General features: G+C 64.8%; 19 protein-coding genes, 1 tRNA gene, 1 pseudogene and 1 riboswitch. Of the genes and pseudogenes, 14 read left to right on the top strand and 7 right to left on the bottom strand.

Translation table 11 applies throughout. The features are described 5' to 3' along the window. Positions 1 to 78: 78 nt before the first annotated feature. Positions 79 to 561, bottom strand: a complete 483-nt coding sequence (gene nrdR, locus M3I54_RS32970) for a transcriptional regulator NrdR (protein ID WP_158758509.1) — start codon at positions 559 to 561, stop codon at positions 79 to 81. Positions 562 to 576: 15 nt separating this feature from the next. Continuing rightward, entirely contained in the window at positions 577 to 1,824 is a 1,248-nt protein-coding gene (gene glyA / locus M3I54_RS32965; protein ID WP_254343357.1) for a serine hydroxymethyltransferase, read from the bottom strand. A 175-nt stretch (positions 1,825 to 1,999) separates the two neighbouring features. After that, positions 2,000 to 2,137, bottom strand: a riboswitch (ZMP/ZTP riboswitch). 197 nt (positions 2,138 to 2,334) lie between these two features. On the opposite strand from glyA, the gene ydfG reads away from it, so the two are divergent. The 10 genes from ydfG to M3I54_RS32915 all read left to right on the top strand — a co-directional run bounded on the left by ydfG (position 2,335) and on the right by M3I54_RS32915 (position 9,525). Further along, the gene (ydfG, locus tag M3I54_RS32960; protein ID WP_254343355.1) at positions 2,335 to 3,081 is read left to right on the top strand and encodes a bifunctional NADP-dependent 3-hydroxy acid dehydrogenase/3-hydroxypropionate dehydrogenase YdfG; all 747 of its coding nucleotides are present in this window, start codon (positions 2,335 to 2,337) and stop codon (positions 3,079 to 3,081) included. A 68-nt stretch (positions 3,082 to 3,149) separates the two neighbouring features. After that, positions 3,150 to 3,644, top strand: a complete 495-nt coding sequence (ybgC, locus tag M3I54_RS32955) for a tol-pal system-associated acyl-CoA thioesterase (protein ID WP_254343353.1) — start codon at positions 3,150 to 3,152, stop codon at positions 3,642 to 3,644. A gap of 154 nt (positions 3,645 to 3,798) precedes the next feature. Continuing rightward, positions 3,799 to 4,476: a protein TolQ gene (gene tolQ, locus M3I54_RS32950; RefSeq protein ID WP_028205324.1), complete on the top strand. Its 678-nt coding sequence runs from the start codon at positions 3,799 to 3,801 to the stop codon at positions 4,474 to 4,476. 24 nt (positions 4,477 to 4,500) lie between these two features. Further along, positions 4,501 to 4,947, top strand: a complete 447-nt coding sequence (tolR, locus tag M3I54_RS32945; RefSeq protein ID WP_254343351.1) for a protein TolR — start codon at positions 4,501 to 4,503, stop codon at positions 4,945 to 4,947. Next, entirely contained in the window at positions 4,944 to 5,942 is a 999-nt protein-coding gene (gene tolA, locus M3I54_RS32940) for a cell envelope integrity protein TolA (RefSeq protein WP_254343349.1), read from the top strand. Before tolR ends, tolA begins: the two co-directional genes overlap by 4 nt. A gap of 136 nt (positions 5,943 to 6,078) precedes the next feature. Then, positions 6,079 to 7,371: a Tol-Pal system beta propeller repeat protein TolB gene (gene tolB / locus M3I54_RS32935; RefSeq protein WP_028205327.1), complete on the top strand. Its 1,293-nt coding sequence runs from the start codon at positions 6,079 to 6,081 to the stop codon at positions 7,369 to 7,371. An 18-nt stretch (positions 7,372 to 7,389) separates the two neighbouring features. After that, positions 7,390 to 7,896: a peptidoglycan-associated lipoprotein Pal gene (pal, locus tag M3I54_RS32930; RefSeq protein WP_254343347.1), complete on the top strand. Its 507-nt coding sequence runs from the start codon at positions 7,390 to 7,392 to the stop codon at positions 7,894 to 7,896. Between the two features lie 23 nt (positions 7,897 to 7,919). Then, positions 7,920 to 8,669, top strand: coding sequence for a tol-pal system protein YbgF (gene ybgF / locus M3I54_RS32925; RefSeq protein WP_254343345.1), 750 nt, complete (start codon positions 7,920 to 7,922; stop codon positions 8,667 to 8,669). A gap of 176 nt (positions 8,670 to 8,845) precedes the next feature. After that, positions 8,846 to 8,921, top strand: a tRNA-Lys gene (locus M3I54_RS32920). Positions 8,922 to 9,078: 157 nt separating this feature from the next. Further along, positions 9,079 to 9,525 carry a BspC domain-containing protein gene (locus M3I54_RS32915; RefSeq protein ID WP_254343343.1) on the top strand — a complete coding sequence of 149 codons (447 nt, stop codon included), beginning with the start codon at positions 9,079 to 9,081 and terminating at the stop codon, positions 9,523 to 9,525. Positions 9,526 to 9,629: 104 nt separating this feature from the next. On the opposite strand, the gene M3I54_RS32910 is transcribed toward M3I54_RS32915, so the two are convergent. The 3 genes from M3I54_RS32910 to M3I54_RS32900 all read right to left on the bottom strand — a co-directional run bounded on the left by M3I54_RS32910 (position 9,630) and on the right by M3I54_RS32900 (position 11,487). After that, a complete protein-coding gene (locus M3I54_RS32910; protein ID WP_254343342.1) occupies positions 9,630 to 10,220 on the bottom strand; it encodes a YceI family protein in 591 nt (196 codons plus the stop codon). Between the two features lie 54 nt (positions 10,221 to 10,274). Beyond that, positions 10,275 to 10,862: a YceI family protein gene (locus M3I54_RS32905; protein WP_254343340.1), complete on the bottom strand. Its 588-nt coding sequence runs from the start codon at positions 10,860 to 10,862 to the stop codon at positions 10,275 to 10,277. A 61-nt stretch (positions 10,863 to 10,923) separates the two neighbouring features. After that, entirely contained in the window at positions 10,924 to 11,487 is a 564-nt protein-coding gene (locus M3I54_RS32900; RefSeq protein WP_254343338.1) for a cytochrome b, read from the bottom strand. Between the two features lie 118 nt (positions 11,488 to 11,605). On the opposite strand from M3I54_RS32900, the gene M3I54_RS32895 reads away from it, so the two are divergent. Next, positions 11,606 to 12,535 carry a LysR family transcriptional regulator gene (locus M3I54_RS32895; protein WP_254343336.1) on the top strand — a complete coding sequence of 310 codons (930 nt, stop codon included), beginning with the start codon at positions 11,606 to 11,608 and terminating at the stop codon, positions 12,533 to 12,535. Positions 12,536 to 12,694: 159 nt separating this feature from the next. Here M3I54_RS32895 and M3I54_RS32890 read toward each other — a convergent pair. Beyond that, positions 12,695 to 13,315: pseudogene (locus M3I54_RS32890) on the bottom strand (ParB-like protein); the annotation flags it as partial. A gap of 264 nt (positions 13,316 to 13,579) precedes the next feature. On the opposite strand from M3I54_RS32890, the gene M3I54_RS32885 reads away from it, so the two are divergent. Then, on the top strand, positions 13,580 to 14,395 hold the full coding sequence (locus M3I54_RS32885; protein WP_254343333.1) for a mechanosensitive ion channel family protein: 816 nt from the start codon (positions 13,580 to 13,582) through the stop codon (positions 14,393 to 14,395). A 93-nt stretch (positions 14,396 to 14,488) separates the two neighbouring features. On the opposite strand, the gene M3I54_RS32880 is transcribed toward M3I54_RS32885, so the two are convergent. After that, the gene (locus M3I54_RS32880) at positions 14,489 to 15,175 is read right to left on the bottom strand and encodes a DedA family protein (protein WP_254343331.1); all 687 of its coding nucleotides are present in this window, start codon (positions 15,173 to 15,175) and stop codon (positions 14,489 to 14,491) included. A gap of 224 nt (positions 15,176 to 15,399) precedes the next feature. Here M3I54_RS32880 and mutL point away from each other — a divergent pair, with 224 nt between their 5' ends. Further along, positions 15,400 to 17,550, top strand: a complete 2,151-nt coding sequence (gene mutL, locus M3I54_RS32875; RefSeq protein WP_254343330.1) for a DNA mismatch repair endonuclease MutL — start codon at positions 15,400 to 15,402, stop codon at positions 17,548 to 17,550. Next, on the top strand, positions 17,547 to 18,536 hold the full coding sequence (gene miaA / locus M3I54_RS32870) for a tRNA (adenosine(37)-N6)-dimethylallyltransferase MiaA (RefSeq protein ID WP_254343329.1): 990 nt from the start codon (positions 17,547 to 17,549) through the stop codon (positions 18,534 to 18,536). Before mutL ends, miaA begins: the two co-directional genes overlap by 4 nt. Positions 18,537 to 18,542: the final 6 nt, after the last annotated feature.

The raw sequence follows: 18,542 nt of genomic DNA, 5'->3' as shown, positions 1-18,542 counted from the left end.
GCGCGCGCAGCGTCGGCTCGCGAGAATGCGAGCGTTACGACAACGGCCTGGCAGGAGGGAAGGAAAATGCGAATGCGCTCAGCGCTTTTTCGTGGGGTTGTTGGCAGCACCCGCGCGGCGGAATTCCTCGATCACGTCTTCGAATTCGGAGACGTCCTCGAAGCGTCGGTACACCGAAGCAAACCGTACGAACGCGACCTTGTCGAGTTCGCGCAATTCGCCCATTACGAGCTCGCCAAGGCGCTCGCTGCGCACTTCGCGCTCGCCGCTGCCGAGCAATTGATACTCGATACGGGCAACCGCCGCGTCGATTGCATCGGCCGCAACCGGGCGCTTGCGCAGCGCCAGTTGCATGCTCGCCACGATCTTGCGGCGGTCGAATTCCGTGCGGCTGCCATCCTTCTTGACGATCGCCGGCATCGCCAGCTCGACCCGCTCGTACGTCGTGAAACGCTTGTCGCAGGCCGGGCAGCGGCGGCGGCGCCGGATCGCGGCGCCGTCTTCGGACACGCGCGAGTCGACGACCTGCGTGTCTTCGTGCCGGCAAAAGGGGCAGCGCATGGGTTTTCGCGTGGCTTAGCGGTAAACCGGGAAACGCTTCGTCAGCTCGGCGACTTGCGCCTTGACGCGCTCGATCGTCGCGGCGTCTTCCGGATTGTCGAGCACGTCGGCAATCAGGTTGCCCACCTGCTCGGCTTCCTTCACGCCAAAGCCGCGCGTCGTCATGGCCGGCGAACCGAGACGGATACCGCTCGTCACGAACGGCTTTTCCGGGTCGTTCGGGATCGCGTTCTTGTTGACCGTGATGTGCGCGGCGCCAAGCACGGCTTCAGCCGCCTTGCCGGTGATGTTCTTCGCGCGCAAGTCCACCAGCATCACGTGGCTTTCCGTGCGGCCCGAAACGATACGCAGACCGCGCTTGACCAGCGTTTCCGCCAGCACGCGCGCGTTCTCGACCACGTGCTGCTGGTAGGTCTTGAATTCCGGCGAGAGCGCTTCCTTGAACGCCACGGCCTTACCGGCAATGACGTGCATGAGCGGACCGCCCTGAATGCCCGGGAAGATGGCCGAGTTGATCTGCTTCTCGAACTCCGCCTTCATCAGGATCACGCCGCCGCGCGGGCCGCGCAGGCTCTTGTGCGTGGTCGTGGTGACGAAGTCGGCATGCGGAACCGGGTTCGGGTAGACGCCCGCGGCGATCAGACCCGCGTAGTGCGCCATGTCGACCATGAAGTACGCGCCAACCGCCTTGGCAACCTTGGCGATACGCTCGAAGTCGATACGCAGCGCGAACGCCGACGCGCCCGCGATGATCAGCTTCGGCTTCGTTTCGTGCGCGCGCTTTTCGAGCGCGTCGTAGTCGATGTCTTCCTTCGCGTCCAGGCCGTAGCTCACGACGTTGAACCACTTGCCGCTCATGTTCAGCGCCATGCCGTGCGTGAGGTGACCGCCTTCGGCGAGGCTCATGCCCATGATGGTGTCGCCCGGCTTGAGCACGGCGAAGAACACACCCTGGTTGGCCTGCGAGCCCGAGTTCGGCTGAACGTTCGCGGCTTCGGCGCCGAACAGCTGCTTCACGCGGTCGATCGCGAGCTGCTCGACGATATCCACGTTTTCGCAGCCGCCGTAATAGCGCTTACCGGGGTAGCCTTCGGCGTACTTGTTGGTGAGCTGCGAACCTTGCGCGGCCATGACCGCGGGCGAGGTGTAGTTTTCCGACGCGATGAGCTCGATGTGCTCTTCCTGGCGGCGGTTCTCGAGTTCGATCGCCTTGAAGAGTTCGGGATCGACGTTGGCGATGGTGCTTTCGGCTCTGTCAAACATACGGATTCCGTTAAGTGTGTTCAGGTTGACCGGGTCTCGCGCGGAACGCGTAGCGGGTACGCGGCGCTGCTGGCGAAGAGGCCAGCCTTGACGTGGCGGAAGGAGGTGCCGCACACGCGAGGCAGGACAGCCACGGCCGGGATAGGCCCCGCAGCACTAACGAAAGCGCGCGAAATCAGGCTGCCCAGGCGAACGGCAAAACGGCACCCCGCGCTTCACGGTGGGTCGTTCCACCTTGAGTCCCCAATAACGAACGCATTGCTACCCCTAATGCCGCTATTTCGGAACCCTATCGCCAGTCACGCAGGGATTGAGCGCGTTAGTTTATTGGAACGGCAGGGAATAGGCAACCGCCCGCTCCCAGTGCGCACGGGCGCCCCGCGGACTGCGGCGCGGAGGGCGGCCACCCCGGCCATGCGGGCCGCGCGCGTTCCGTCCCTTTCTTGCCGCAATGCGGCATTGGAAGTAGGCTCTCGCCTTTCCTCGCCTTCTACCGACCAGAGAGCCACCATGATCGTTTTCGTCACCGGCGCGTCCGCAGGATTCGGCGCCGCCATCGCCCGGGCCTTCGTGAAGGGCGGACATCGCGTCGTCGCCACGGCCCGCCGCAAGGACCGCCTCGACACCCTCGCCGCCGAACTCGGCGACGCCCTCCTGCCCATCGAGCTCGACGTGCGCGACCGCGCGGCGGTCGAAGCTGCGCCCGGCGCGCTGCCGCCCGAGTTCGCCGGCGTCGACGTGCTGGTCAACAACGCCGGCCTCGCGCTCGGCGTGGAGCCGGCACAGAAGGCCGACCTCGACGAGTGGGAAACCATGATAGAGACCAACTGCACGGGCCTCGTGCAGGTGACTCACGCGTTTCTGCCCGGCATGGTCGCGCGCAACCGCGGCCACGTTTTCAACCTCGGTTCGGTGGCGGGCCGCTGGCCGTATGCGGGCGGCAACGTCTATGGCGCGACCAAGGCGTTCGTGCGTCAGTTCAGCCTGAACCTGCGCGCAGACCTCGCGGGCACGGCACTGCGCGTGACCGACATCGAGCCGGGCCTGTGCGGGGGCACCGAGTTCTCGAACGTGCGCTTTCGCGGCGACGACACCAAGGCGGCCAACGTCTACAAGGACGTGCAGCCGCTCACAGCCGAGGATGTCGCCGATTCGATCTACTGGATCGCCACGCGCCCCGCGCACGTCAACATCAACACGATCGAACTGATGCCCGTTGCCCAGACATTCGCCGGCACCAGCATCCATCGCGGCTAAAATTGCCTTACAAATTTTATACTTACGTCAGTCGTACGAAAGACGTTGGGGCCGCGCGTTCCGGTAGAATGCGCGGCATGGAAAATTCCACCAGCAAGCCGGACGCGGCGTCGTCACCGGCCGGGCGCGGTTTTACGTGGCCGGTACGCGTCTACTACGAGGACACCGACGCCGGTGGCATCGTGTTTTACGCGAATTACCTGAAGTTCTTCGAACGCGCGCGCACCGAATGGCTGCGCGCATGCGGCGTCGATCAGCGTCGGCTCGCCGAGGAAACGGGCGTCCTCTTCGTCGTGCGCAGCACTGCGCTCGACTACCGTTCGCCCGCGCGCCTCGACGACGTCGTCACCACCGTAAGCCGCGTCGAGAAGCTTGGCCGCGCCTCGGTCGACTTCATGCAGGAAGCGTGGCGCGAGAACACGCTGCTCGCCACGGGCACCATTCGTGTCGCCTGCGTCGACAGCACAGCCATGCGCCCCGCACCCATTCCGGCCCCCGTTCATGAAGCCTTGCAGCGTGGACCACAGAAAGACCTGTACGCCGTGTCAACGGCACTGCAGTAATTACCGTTGATACGACGCCAGTGAACTCGCGCCGGTCAATGCAGGACCAAGCAGGGTTCGGCCGCGACGGCGCGAAAGCTTCCCAACCGCCTACGGGAAGCCTTGCGTTGTCTTGCAGCCGCTCGCCCCTATCGGGACGTCACAACGAACCTATATGAACACTACACAAGATCTGTCGATCATTTCTCTCGTACTTAATGCGAGCATACTGGCACAGGCGGTGATGGGGCTTCTTCTGCTCATGTCGCTGATTTCCTGGACTTTCATCTTCCGCAAGTGGTTTGCGATCCGCCGGGCGCGGTCCCAGACAGAGCGCTTCGAGCGCGACTTCTGGTCAGGCGGCGACCTGCAGGCGCTCTACCAGAGCGCAGCCAACAACCGTCACACGATCGGCGCGCTCGAGCGTATCTTTGAGTCGGGCATGCGCGAATTCCTGAAGGCGAAAGAGAAGCGCCTGAACGATCCGAGCCTCGTGCTCGACGGCGCCCGCCGCGCGATGCGCGCCGCCTTCCAGCGCGAAATGGATGCGCTCGAGGCAAACCTCTCGTTCCTCGCTTCGGTCGGCTCGGTGAGTCCGTACATCGGTCTTTTCGGCACGGTCTGGGGGATCATGAACGCGTTCCGCGGTCTCGCGAACGTGCAACAGGCCACGCTCGCGAACGTCGCGCCCGGCATCGCCGAAGCGCTGACGGCAACCGCTATCGGTCTGTTCGCCGCCATTCCGGCGGTGGTCGCGTACAACAGCTACGCGCACGACATCGACCGTCTGGCGATCCGCTTCGAAACCTTCATCGAAGAGTTTTCGAACATCCTGCAGCGTCAGGCCCACTAATCTTCACGAAGCAAGGAGTCGAAGATGGGAGGCTCAAACCGTTCGAGCATGCGAGGCAGCCGCTCGCGCCGTGCGATGGCCGACATCAACGTCGTGCCGTACATCGACGTGATGCTGGTGTTGCTCGTAATCTTCATGGTGACCGCGCCGCTCGTGGCGCCGTCCATCGTCAATCTGCCGACCGTCGGCGGCGCGTCGCAGCAGCAGCAGGTGCCGCCCGTCGTGGTCAATATTCGCCCCGACGGCAATCTGAGCGTACGCTACAAGGATGACTCCGGCGCCACGCAGCAGGAAACCATGACGCGCGCCGATCTCAACGGCTTCGTCGCGGATCGCGAGCAGAGCCATCCCGACCAGCCCGTCGTGATCGCCGCCGACAAGTCCGTCAAATACGAGACGGTGATGAACGTGATGTCCGACCTGAAGTCGCATGGCGTCAAACGTGTCGGACTGCTCGTCAAATCGCAATGACCCGGAAGAACGATTCGTATCCACTGCAGCCTCCGCGAGAGCGTGGCACGGGACGTGCTATCACCCTCGCGGTGCTCATGCACGTGCTGCTCGGTCTGTTCCTCTATCACGGCATCCACTGGCAGAACAGCACGCCGGCGGGTGAAGAGGCGGAACTGTGGACCGAAGTTCCGGACCTGTCGACGCCGAAGCCGCTGCCGCCGCCCGCGCCGGTCGCCCCTGCCCCGCCGCCGCCGCAAACCGAGGACGCCGACATCGCGCTGCAACAGCAAAAGCGTAAGCAGCAGGAAGCGCAGCGCGAGGCGCAACTGGCCGAGCAGCAGCGTCTGAAAGCACAGCAGGAAGCCGACGCGAAACGTCAGCAGCAGCTCGCGGCCCAGCAGGCTGCGCAGCTCGCCGCTCAGCAGAAGGCAGCAAAGCTCAAGCAGCAGCAGGAACAGCAGCAAGCCGCGGCAGAGAAGCAAAAGCAGCAGCAGCAGCAGGACGTGCTCAAAAAGCAGCAGCAGGAAGAAGAGCAGCAGAAGCAGGCGAAGCTCGACGCGCAGAAGAAGGCCGACGCCGAGAAGGCCGCCAAGGCGAAAGCTCAAACCGACGCCCAGGCGAAGAAGCTCGACGCGGAACGCCGCGCCCGCATCGCACAGATGCAAGGCTCGATGGGCGGCGGCGAAGGCACGAGCGGCAACGGTCTTGCGAAGAGCGGCACGGGCAGCGGCTCGGGCGGCAACGCAACGTCGCCGGGCTATGCGGACAAGGTGCGCCGCCGCGTGCGTCCGAACATCGTGTGGTCGGGCGAAACGTCAGGTCTCGAAACGGAGATCGCGGTGCGCTGCTCGCCGACAGGCACGCTGCTTTCGGCGACGATCTCGCGGCCCAGCGGCAACGCGTCGTGGGACGACGCTGCGTTGCGGGCGGTCCAGCGCTCGGATCCGATGCCGGTCGATACCGACGGCAAGACGCCTCCGAGCTTCAAGATCACCTTGCGTCCGGCGGGTTAATGGCGCGCGCAAGGCGCAGAAAGGTTGAGGAAAGCCGGCGCGCGACAGTGGCCGACAAGGAACGATTCGAACAATTTCGGGTCAGTCTGCTGTTGCGCGTTATGACAAAATTGCTTTTTTCAGGAAATATCACAGCATGACATTGATGACGAAGCTTGGCCTGCGAACCCTCGTCGCGTCCTGCCTGATCACGGCGGGCGGCGCGGCGAACGCACAACTCAACGTCCTCGTCACCGGCGTGGGCTCCACCCAGTTCCCCATCGCCACGGCTAACTTTGCCGGTGAAGCGAATTCGCCCGAGCAGGTCGCGGCCATCGTGCGCGCCGATCTGCAACGCAGCGGGAAATTCACCAATATCGACGCCGGCAGCGCACCGATCTCGGAAAACGACTCCGTCGACCTCGGCAGCTGGAAGGCCAAGGGCGCTAATGCGTTCGTTGCGGGCAGCGTGAACAAGCTCGCCAACGGCCAGTACGAAGTGCGCTTCAAGCTCTACGACACCGTGAAGGGCGAAAGCCTCGGCGGCCTCGTGCTCACGAGCCCGGCAAGCGGCCTGCGCATGAGCGCGCACAAGGTTGCGGACTACATCTATCAGAAGCTGCTCGGCGATCGCGGCGTGTTCGCCACGCGCCTGTCGTACGTGATCAAGACGGGCGGCCGCTTCCAGTTGCAGGTTTCGGACTCCGATGGACAAGACGCGCACATCGCGCTCTCGAGTCCCGAGCCGATCATCTCGCCGGCCTGGTCGCCCGACGGCACCAAGGTCGCTTACGTATCTTTCGAAAAGAAGAAGCCGATCGTCTACGTGCACGACCTGCCTACGGGTCGTCGCGTGGTCATTTCGGACCAGAAGGGCAACAATTCGGCGCCGGCCTGGTCTCCCGATGGCCGCACGCTCGCGGTAGCACTGTCGCGCACGGGCAACACGCAGATCTTCGCCGTCAATGCCGACGGCTCCGGCCTGCATCGCCTCACGCAAGGCACGACGATCGACACCGAACCCAACTACTCTCCTGACGGACGCACGATTTATTTCACGAGCGACCGCGGCGGCCAGCCTCAGATTTACAAGATGTCGGCCCAGGGCGAAAGCGCCGGAGCGGCACAGCGTGTGACGTTCACCGGCAACTACAATACGAGCCCGAAGGTCAGCCCGGACGGCAAGCAACTGGCGTACATCTCACGCACGGGCGGCGGATTTAAGCTGTACATTCAAGATCTGCAGTCCGGTGTCGCCACGGCGCTCACTGACACGACACATGACGAATCGCCCAGCTTCGCGGCGAACGGTCAGTACATTCTTTACGCCACACAGGTGAACGGCCGTGGCGTGCTGGCTGCTGTATCGACCGACGGTCGTACGCGGCAAATCCTGTCCGTTCAGGGCGGCAGCGTACGCGAGCCGTCCTGGGGCCCTTTCATGCAATAACACTTCAGGAGAGTAAAAATGATGTCGAAGAAAGTACGCCTGGCCTTGGCCGTTTTGATGATCGGTGCACTGGCAGCGTGTAAGTCGGGTGTCAAGGAAACGACCCCGAACGAAGGCGCGATGAACACCCAGCCGAACCCGAACGCGGTCGCTCAGGTGAACGTCGATGAGCTGAACAACCCGAACAGCCCGCTCGCCAAGCGCAGCGTGTACTTCGATTTCGACAGCTACGCCGTCAAGGACGACTACCAGTCGCTGCTGCAAGCTCACGCACAGTACCTCAAGACGCACCCGGAACGTCACGTCCTGATCCAGGGCAACACCGACGAGCGCGGCACGAGCGAATACAACCTGGCGCTGGGCCAAAAGCGTGCTGAAGCGGTCCGTCGCGCTCTCTCGCTGATGGGCGTGCCTGATTCGCAAATGGAAGCCGTCAGCCTCGGTAAGGAAAAGCCGGTCGCAACGGGCCACGACGAAGCATCGTGGGCGCAGAACCGCCGTGCTGACCTCGTGTATCAACAGTAATTGAGTATTGGATGAAGGGGCGTATGTCGCACCGTTTCTCCCCGCTGCGCGCAGCCGCAGCCGCCTGCGTGGCTAGCGTCGCCTTTGCGGCGCTGCCGGCCCACGCGGGTATGTTCGATGACGATCAGGCGCGCCAGGCGATTCTCGACCTGCGCGCGAAAACGGACAGCCTGTCTAGCCAGCTGTCCGCCGCTCAACGCACGATCCTCGACCAGTCCAACCACCTCGACCAGCTCAACCAGCAGGTCGCCACGTTGCGCGGACAGAACGAGGACATGGCGAACCAGTTGGCGACCCTGCAGAAGCAACAGAAGGACTACTACACGGATCTCGACACGCGACTCAAGAAGTTCGAGCCGCAGCAGGAGACCGTGGACGGCATGCAAGGCACGGTTCAGCCGGGTGAGATGGACGCGTTCAACGCCGCTTCGCAGCAGTTCCGCAACGGCGACTTCAAGAACGCGGCTACATCGTTCCGTAGCTTCATCGCGAAGTTCCCGCAGAGTCCTTACCAGCCGACCGCGCAGTACTGGCTCGGCAACGCGCTCTATGCGCTGAAGGACTACAAGGGGTCGACCGCGACGTGGCAGAACGTCGTCAACAAATACCCGCAACATCCGCGCGCCCCCGAGGCGCTGCTGGCCATTGCAAACAATCAGATCGAGCAGGGGCAAAAGGCTGCGGCCAAGCGCACGCTCGAGCAGGTTGTTTCGCAATACGGCAACTCGGATGTCGCCCAGACGGCGCAGAGCAAGCTTTCACAGCTCAAATAAGCGCTGCTGGCTGGTTTTGGCGTGACGTGGCGCTGGCGTATTGCCAATGCCGCGAAATGCGCCTCTCGCATACAGGGAAGGCCCGGGGCACGGCGTGCTCCGGGCTCTTCCATCGGCTTTATGACGGCAAAGGTTGACGCTCTGGCCAGACGCCGCTATAATCCCGCTTCTCTTTTGGGTCGTTAGCTCAGCTGGTAGAGCAGCGGACTTTTAATCCGTTGGTCACAGGTTCGAATCCCGTACGGCCTACCAAAGCATCAAACGAAAAGCCCAGTCTTCTGACTGGGCTTTTTGCTTTGTAGCGTAAGGCGCGGGCTCAAGCGGCTTGAGAGGCTCGGCACGCGAGCATGCGCCCAGCATGTATACTCCTCCCCCGCCGTCTCATCCCCGCTGCACAGGCCACGTCATCATGAAGTTCACGACCCTTGCCTGCGCGTTGCTCGCGCTTTTCTGGTTCAGTCTGCGCGTTCAGGCGCAAATCCAACCGCAACCCGAAGACTACGAATACCTGCGCCGCATTCGCGTGCCGGACGCCGTCGTCAATTGCGTTGCCGCGCTCGATCAGTGGGTGCACAAGGCGCAGCGCTACGATTCTCTGCTCGTGCCCGATCGGCGCGCACTCTCGGCCAAGATCGAGCAGCCCGCGCCAGTCAATGCCACGCCCATGCCCGCCGCAAGCGATGCGCTCACGCCTGTCACGTCCATCGACACGTTGATCCACTTGCACGCTTTCGCCAAGGTCCGCGGCAAGTACGCCTGGGTTCCCGTGAAGGCCACCTGCGGTGTCTGGCATTCGCACGTCGTCGATGTCGCGCTGTCGCCGCGCGGCACGCACGCAACGTCGCCAATCCACTGACGACACTTCGTCATCCTTATCGATGCCAGCAACAAAAAAACCCGTGCGCCACACAGCGCACGGGCTTCGTATCGAGCGGCACGCGGCCCATGCCGCGCGCAAACTCAGTCTGCCTTGACGCCTTCCACCTGGATCTGCAGCGTCGTAGCCGTCTTGAAGCCATACGACTGGCCCCAGTTCACGCCGTAGTCCGCGCGGTCGAATTGCGCCGATGCTTCCGCGCCGCACACTTCACGCTTGAGCATCGGGTTCTGGAAGCACTTGAACGAGTCGATCTTCAGGTTCAGCGGCTTCGTCACGCCATGCAGCGTGAACGAGCCGATCACTTCCACGGGCTTGTCGCCGTCGAAGCGAATCGACGTGCCCTTGTAAGTGGCCGTCGGGTACTTCGCGGTGTCGAGGAATTCGGTCGAGCTCACATGTTTGTCGAGCTGCGAGTTGCCCGTATCGATCGACGATGCGTCGATCGTCACGTCCACCGTGCCCGTCTTCGCCGCGCGGTCGAGCGTGACCGTGCCCGAGCTCTTCGTGAACTTGCCGCGCCACACCGAGACGCCACCGAAGTGATCGGCTTCGAAGCTCGGATACGTGTGCATCGGGTCGAGGTTGTAGGTCGTGGCGGCTGCGAGCGCGGGCGTGGCGACGAAAGCTGCGAGTGAGGCGGCAACGGCCGCGGCGAAAATCGTGGTCTTCATGAATCGATTCCTGGTGCGAGAGAAACTGGGTGAAAAAGCGATGCCGTACGCGCGTCAGTGCGCGGCGGACACGATGTGAAACTTGATCTGCACATCGTCGGCGACGATCGAGGTGTCCTTCCACTCGCCCGAGCCGATGCCGTACGCGAGGCGCTTGATGGGCAGCGTGCCGTCGAACACCTGGTTGGCGCCGTCCTTGCGGTACTGCACCGGCACGACGACGTCGGTCGTCTTGCCCTTGATGGTCAGCTTGCCGGCCACGCTGAACGCGCCGTTCGCGCCGGGCTTGATTTGCGTGGAGACGAAGGTCGCGTGCGGGAAATGCGTGGCGTCGAACCACTCGTCGCCGGCGACTTCCTTGTTGTATTCCGGCGCGCCGAGGTCGAAGCTCGCCACCTCGACGTCGAGCTTCGCGCTCGATGCCGCGACGTTCGCCGGATCGAAGCGCACGTCGGCGGTGAAGTGATTGAAGCGGCCTTCGACTGGCACGTTCATCTGCTTGAACACGGCGCTCACGGAGTTCTTCGCGGCTTCGGCCGCGGCGTTGGCGTTCGTGGCGAAGGTCGTGGCAACAGCCGCGCCGGCGGCGAGCGCCGCGCCGAGCGCGACGACGGAAGCGGTATGGGCAAGACGCTGGATCATGGGCAGTCGGTCCAAGGTGGGAGGCATCGGGAAATGGATAAGGCGTATGCGCGCCGCAAAGTCAGTCGCGCGGCGTGCCGAACGGCAGCATGCGCGAGAGGATGTTCTGGCGGTCGATCAACTGGTGCTTGAGGACGGCGAGCACGTGCAGCACGACCACGGTGAGCAGGGTGTAGTTCAGCGAGATATGCACGATGCGCAGCATGCCCTTGAGTGCGGTGTCCGGGCCGATCAGCACGGGCAGCGGCCAGATGCCGAGGTACACGACCTGAATGCCGGCCGCCGAGCTATAGAGATAGCCTGTCACCGGAATCGCGACCATCAGCACGTAAAGCGCGGTGTGGCCCAGGTGCGCGGCGAGCCGCTCGCAGCCATGCATGGAGCCAGGCAGCGCGGGCGCGGTGTGCGTGACGCGCCAGAGAATACGCACGAGCACGAGCGCGAGCACGGTCACGCCAATCCACTTGTGCCACGAGAAGTAGCGCAGTTTGGTGGGCGTGATGCCGGGAATGTCGGTCATGACCCAGCCGAGCGCAAAGCCCCAGACGATCAGCGCGGCGATCAGCCAGTGCAGCAGCATGGCAACGCCGTTATAGCGGCCGGCGGGCTTGACGGTAGGGTTCATCGGCATACGACTCCAATATTCGAGGTGTGCACTTTACCCGGCCAAACCTATTCAAACAATCGTCTAGAATGGATGGTTATCATCCACTTTTTCGATAGATCGAAAAGGACCGTACGTCGTGGACCGCACCTCGGACCGCTCCCCTAGCCTCGAACAGCTGCGCGCACTGATCGCCGTCGCCGAGACCGGCAGCTTCTCGGCGGCGGCGCGCCAGCTTGACCGCGCGCAGTCGGTGGTCAGCTATACGATCGCCAATCTCGAGGCGCTGCTGGGCGTCGCGCTGTTCGAGCGCGGCAAGCGCAAGCCGGAACTCACGGCCGCGGGCCGCGCGATCCTCGCCGACGCGCGCCGCCTCGATCTGCTCATGGGTCAGCTTAACGCCAAGGCGGCCGGCCTGCAGAGGGGGCTGGAGGGCGAAGTTTCGCTGGCCGTGGACGTGATGTTTCCATCGCAGCGGCTCGTCGAGGCCCTGCAGGCGTTCGCGTTCACGTTTCCCACCGTGGCCCTGAATCTCACCATGGAAGCGCTCGGCGGCGTGCTCAAGCTCGTGCTCGACGGCGACTGCGCGGTGGGTATCAGCGGGCCGAACCACAACTGGCCGCACGTGATCGAGGCCCAGTCCATCGGCACCGTGGAACTCGTGCTCGTGGCCGCCCCCTGCCATCCGCTCGCCAAGGCGGAGCACCCTGTGCGCATTTCGGATGCGCGCGAGCACACGCAGTTGGTGCTCACCGACCGCAGCCGCCTCACCGAAGGCCAGAACTTCGGCGTGTACAGCAATCGCGCGTGGAAGCTCGGCGACCTCGGCGCCAAGCACCGGCTGCTGCTCGCGGGCCTCGGCTGGGGGTCGATGCCGAAGCACCTCGTGGATGCCGATCTCGAAGCCGGACGGCTCGTGCGCGTCGCGCTCGCGGACCGGCGCTCGGTGAGCTACAACATCTCGCTGATCCATCGCACCGACGCGGCACGCGGCCCCGCCAGCGAGTGGCTCTGCCACTACCTCACGCAAGGCACGCCGCCGCAAGCGCCGTTGCCCGACGCCCGCTGACATAGCGCGTGAGCGATGTGCCTGCGCGTTGTACGGACGCAACCCCGCGCACACCTGACTCTCGCCCTACCGATGTAAGGCGCGCCGCCCTCTTCAGCCCTTGCTGGCCTTGGCAGGCTTGTCGGCCTTGCCAGGCGCCGCCGCGGGCGCTGGCGCCGCGGCAGGCACCACGCCCGACCAGCCCGGCAGATAACGCGCCTCGGGATCGTGTGCGTGCGATAGCGCGTCGGCGAGCGCCGTGTCGAAGTCCTTGCGCAAGCGCATTTCGGATACCTTACGACGCAGATAGTCGGCCCACAGGAATTCGCTGAACGGCGTCGTGTCCTTCGCGTAGCCTCCAGAGGTGCGCAACTCGCCCGCGAGGCTGCGATACGGATCGTCGGCAAGACCGAGGAGCTGCTTCGGCAACCGGTCGAATTCGCAGCGCTCGCCTGCGGCATCGAACGGATGCACCCACTGGTTGTGCTCCATCATGCGCCAGAAGATGGTGGGCTCGAGCCACGAGAGATCCTTGAGCACGGTCACCCGCACGCTCTCCACCGATTCTTCCAGCCACGCGCGGCCAAGGTGGTGATGATCGACCACGTAGTAGCGCGACTTCGGCCCGAGCACGGCGGGAAACCAGTGCGAGTCGATGGCCGCCGCGCGCCCTTTCTTGTCGAGCGATTGCCAGTGCGCGCGCTTGGCGTTCACCTCCCGAAAGCCCACCGTGATCTGCGTAGGGCGCAGCTCGTCGAGCTTCACGGTGATGAGATGGAGATCGGTGTTCTGAAAATTCATGGCGGGCGTCCTGTTTAGTGCCGGTTAGTGTCAGGGTCGATCGCGCAACGATACAGCCGAACGGCCATGCATGCCGCATCGATCGCTGGCGAAGCGTGCGCCGGGTCAACCCTGAGACCGCCGGGCACGTTGGATGCACGCTTTCGCCGCTTCGCCTATAAATGCGCTAAGGGACAGACGGCGCGAACCACGGCGCCCGTCATGCTCCCGCCAATGTCAGTTGCACGTCTTCCAGGCTCAACCAACGACACAAGCGAGGGCATTTTGGATCTCGAAACCATCCGCGTATTCATCATGACCCGGGGCATCGACTTCGGGACCAAGGTCCTGGCGGCGATCGTCCTGTGGGTCATCGGACGCTGGGCCATCAGCCTCGTCGCCGGTTTGCTGCGCAAGGTGCTCGCGCGCAACGAGCGCGTCGATCCCACGCTCGCGCATTACCTCAGTTCGATCCTCGCCGCCGTGTTGAACCTGCTGCTGGTCCTCGCGATCCTGCAGGTGTTCGGCGTGCAGACCACTTCGTTCGCGGCGCTTCTCGCCGGTCTTGGCCTCGCCATCGGTACGGCGTGGGGCGGCCTGCTCGCGCATTTCGCGGCGGGCGTGTTCATGCAGGTGCTGCGCCCGTTCAAGGTGGGCGACTTCGTGACGGCCGGGGGCGTGACGGGCACCGTGAAGGAACTCGGCATCTTCGGCACGACCATCATCTCGCCGGACAACGTGGTCAACATCATCGGCAACAACAAGATCTTCTCGGACACCATCTCGAACTACAGCGCGACGCCCGTGCGCCGCGTGGAGCTGACCGCTAAGATCGCCAACGGCGTCGATCCCGTCGATGCCGCCAACCGCCTGCGCGCGGCCATCGCGAAAATTCCGAACGTTTCGCAGGAGCCGCCGCCCGACGTCGAAATTCTCTCGTTCACGCCCGAAGGCCCGCTACTGGCCGTGCGGCCCTACACCAACAACGACAGCTACTGGCAGGTGTACTTTGACACCAACCGCGCGATTGTCGAGACCTTCAAGGACGCGGGCTACCCGACGCCCGAAACGCCCTCGATCATTCGCCGCGTGGGCTCCTAGCACCGCGTTCGACGCGCTCGCCAAAACAAAACGGCATCGCCTTCGCAGGCGATGCCGTTTTTCATTGCGTTGCGGCCTGGCGGTGCCGGGCGCTCAACCGCCGTTGGGCTTGCGCACAGCGCCGCCGCGCGAGTCCTTGCGCAGCATCTTCCACACGCCGCCAAGCAGGATCGGCACGATCGCAGCGCCGATGCCGACGAGCACGATCACGTTGAGGTACTGGCGAATGAACGGAATGTTGCCGAAGAAGTAGCCGAGCAGCACGAGCAGCAACACCCAGAACAGCGCGCCTGTGATCGTGAAGAGCTGAAAGCGTCGCATACTCATTTGCGAGACGCCCGCCACGAACGGTGCAAACGTGCGCACGACAGGAATGAACCGCGCGAGCACGATGGTCTTGCCGCCGTGGCGCTCGTAGAATTCGTGCGTTTTCTGCAGCGCGGCGCGGTCGAGGAAGCGTTCGAGCACGGGAATGTGCGTATTGAACACCTTCGGCCCGATGGCGCGCCCAATCAGATAATTGACCGTATTGCCGAGGACCGCCGCCACGAGCAGCAGAACGATCAGCAGGCCGAGATTCATTTCATGCGTAGCGGCAAACGCGCCGCCGATGAAGAGCAGCGAGTCGCCGGGCAGGAACGGCAGCACCACGAGTCCGGTTTCGCAGAACACGATCAGGAACAGCACCGCGTAGACCCAGCCGCCGTATTGCTGGATGAAGACACCGAGAAACTTGTCGATGTGCAAGACAAGATTGACGAACTGCAGGAGCGTATCCAAAAGTGTCCCTTATTGATCGTGGGCCGCGCGCCTGAAAAAGCGCGTTTGCCCTGTGTTGCGCGAGAAGCCAAATTGACCGCGCCATGATACCGAAAGTGCCCGGGCGTCACGAAAGAATCCCGTCAATTTCGGTGAATTTGCGCACAAAGCGCTGCTACATCAGGGTTTCGCGGGGCGCTAAAGCGCGTCGGGTCGGGTAGCGCCGACTCGCTATAATTGCGCGCATGTCTTCGAATTCCGAACCCACCGGCGCCGTGCCGGATTCCGCCAACGCCGCCGACACCGCCAGCACGACCAGCGCCGCAGTCGCGTCGCGCGCCGCGCAGCCCGCGCGCGCGATCCAGGCGCTGCCCGATCAGCTCATCAGCCAGATCGCCGCGGGTGAAGTGGTCGAGCGGCCCGCCTCCGTCGTCAAGGAACTGCTCGAAAACGCACTCGACGCGGGCGCGAGCACGCTGCGCATCCTGCTCGACGAGGGCGGCGTCAAGCGCATCTCCATCGCCGACGACGGCTGCGGCATTCCCGAAGCCGAACTCCCGCTCGCGCTCATGCGCCACGCCACGAGCAAGATCCGCTCGCTCGCCGAACTGGAGAGCGTCGCGACGCTCGGGTTCCGGGGCGAAGCGCTGGCGTCGATCGCCTCGGTGGCCGAGATGTCGATCACGAGCCGCAGCGCCGACGCGGCGCACGCCGTGAAGATCGAGGGGCACACAGGTGCGATCTCGCCGGCCGCGGGCGGCCAGGGTACGACGATCGAAGTGCGCGAGCTGTATTTCAACACGCCCGCGCGCCGCAAGTTCCTGAAGAGCGAGCAGACCGAACTGGGTCATTGCCTCGAGATGATCCGCCGCAGCGCGCTCGCGCGCCCGGACGTCGCGATCTCGGTGCTGCACAACGGCCGCGCGGTCGAGCACTGGAACGCGAGCGATCCGGCCACGCGCGTCTCCAAGATCCTCGGCGAAGTGTTCGCCACGGCGCATCTGCCGCTCGACGAGCGCGCCGGGCCGCTCGCCGTGTACGGTTGTGCGGGCCTGCCTACGGCGAGCCGCAACCGCGCCGACCAGCAGTACTTCTTCGTGAATGGCCGCTTCGTGCGCGACAAGCTGCTCACGCACGCGGTGCGCTCGGCTTATGAGGACGTGCTGCACGGCGACCGCTATCCGTCGTACGTGCTGTTCCTCGACCTGCCGCCCGAAGCCGTCGACGTGAACGTGCATCCCTCGAAGATCGAAGTGCGTTTCCGCGATTCGCGCTCGATTCACCAGTTCGTGTTTCACGCCGTGCAGCGCGCGCTCGCGCGCCACGCGGGCGCCTCGCCCGAGACGACCTCGGGCGGCCATGCCGCCGCGCTCATCGAGCCGCGGGCCTTGCCGGGCGCCGGGGTGCTGGGCGCCTCGGTCGGGCCGGCTTCCGGCGCAGCCGACTACCCGCGCGCAGGTGCGGCTCCCGGCGCGGCAGGCGGCTTCGGCGCGGACGGCAGGTTCGGCACCGCGAGCGTGGCGAGCAGCTTCGGCGGCGGCGCAGGTGGCGCGCTCTCGCGCGCGTCGGGTTTCGACCAGGCAAGCGGCGGCGGTGCAAGCGCGAACAGCGGCAATACCTGGCTGCGCCAGTCGCGCATGACGCAAGGCAGTCTGCCTGTGGCGCAGCCGCTCGCGCTTTATGACGCGTTGTTCGGCCGCAAAGATGTCGGCGCCGGCACGGCGCAAGGTTCGACCGTGCCGCAGGCGCAAGACGGCGCAGCCGGTGCATTCGCCGCCAGCGCGCCGCACGCCGCCTTCGAAGCCGGCGAGGACCATCCGCTCGGCTTCGCGCTCGGCCAGGTCCACGGCATCTACGTACTCGCGCAGAACGCGCGCGGCCTCGTGATCGTCGACATGCACGCCGCGCACGAGCGCATCCTGTACGAGCAGTTCAAGCAGGCCCTCGCCCAACGCTCGCTCGCCGTGCAGCCCTTGCTGATCCCGATCTCGATGACGGCCGATCCCGTCGAAACCGGCACCGTCGAGGAAGAAAAGGCCACGCTCGAAGCGCTGGGCTTCGATCTCGCCGTCCTCTCGCCCACCTCGATCGCGATCCGCGCGGTGCCCGCGCTCCTCAAGGACGCCGATCTCCAGGCGCTCGCGCGCGCCGTGCTCGCCGATCTGCACGAATATGGCGGCTCGCGCGTGCTGACAGAGCGCCAGCACGAGATGCTCGGCACGCTCGCCTGCCATCATGCGGTGCGCGCGAACCGGCGTCTCACGCTCGACGAAATGAACGCGCTCCTGCGCCAGATGGAAGCCACCGAGCGCGCCGATCAGTGCAACCACGGCCGGCCGACCTGGTACCAGCTCACGCTCGCCGATCTCGATCGGCTCTTCATGCGCGGTCAATGACGCAGTCCACGAAACAGGAAGACGAAGCGCTGCCCGTCGCGTGCCTGCTCGGCCCCACGGCCTCGGGCAAGACGGCGGCCGCGCTCGCGTACGCCGCGCAGTCGGCGGCGCGCGGGCGCACGGTCGAGATCGTGAGCGTCGATTCGGCGCTCGTGTATCGCGAGATGGACATCGGCACGGCGAAACCGACCGCAGCAGAGCGTGCGGCCGCCGCGCATCATCTGATCGATATCGTCGATCCTTTGGATGCCTATTCCGCCGCGGACTTTCGCGCCGACGCACTGCGCGTGACGGGCGAGATCGTCGCGCGCGGGAACGTGCCGCTGTTCGTGGGCGGGACGATGCTCTACTACAAGGCGCTCACGCAAGGCCTGAACGACCTGCCCTCGGCCGATCCCGCCGTACGCGCGCAACTCGACGCGCAAGCCGCACGCGATGGCTGGCCTGCCATGCATGCCCGCCTCGCGCAGGTCGATCCGGCCACGGCTGCACGCCTGGCCCCGAACGACTCGCAGCGCATCCAGCGCGCGCTCGAAATCTTCATGCTGAGCGGGCAGCCGATGTCCGTGCTGCTCGCCACGCCGTCCACGCGCGAGGATGAAGCCGCGCGCTACCGCTTCGTGGCCGTCGCGCTCGAGCCGTCCGATCGCAGCGTGCTGCACGCGCGCATCGAAGCGCGCTTCGACGCGATGCTCGGGGGCGGTCTCATCGACGAGGTGAAGGCGCTGCGCGCGCGCGGCGACCTGAACCCCAACCTGCCATCCATGCGCTGCGTGGGTTATCGCCAGGTTTGGGAATACCTCGATGGCGAGGTCGATTACGACACCATGCGCGACAAGGGCGTGTTCGCCACACGCCAGCTCTGCAAGCGCCAGCTCACGTGGCTGCGCGCCATGCCGGAGCGCATCGTCGTGGATTGCTGCGCGCAGGATGCAACCGCACAGGCCGTCGCAGCGGTAGCGCAGATTGGCGGCCGAGGGCGCTGACCCCGC

This window comes from Paraburkholderia sp. CNPSo 3274 (genome assembly GCF_024206475.1).
GTDB lineage: Bacteria > Pseudomonadota > Gammaproteobacteria > Burkholderiales > Burkholderiaceae > Paraburkholderia.
Note: the sequence above shows the minus strand (reverse complement) of the source record. Positions and strands in the feature narration are given on the sequence as shown.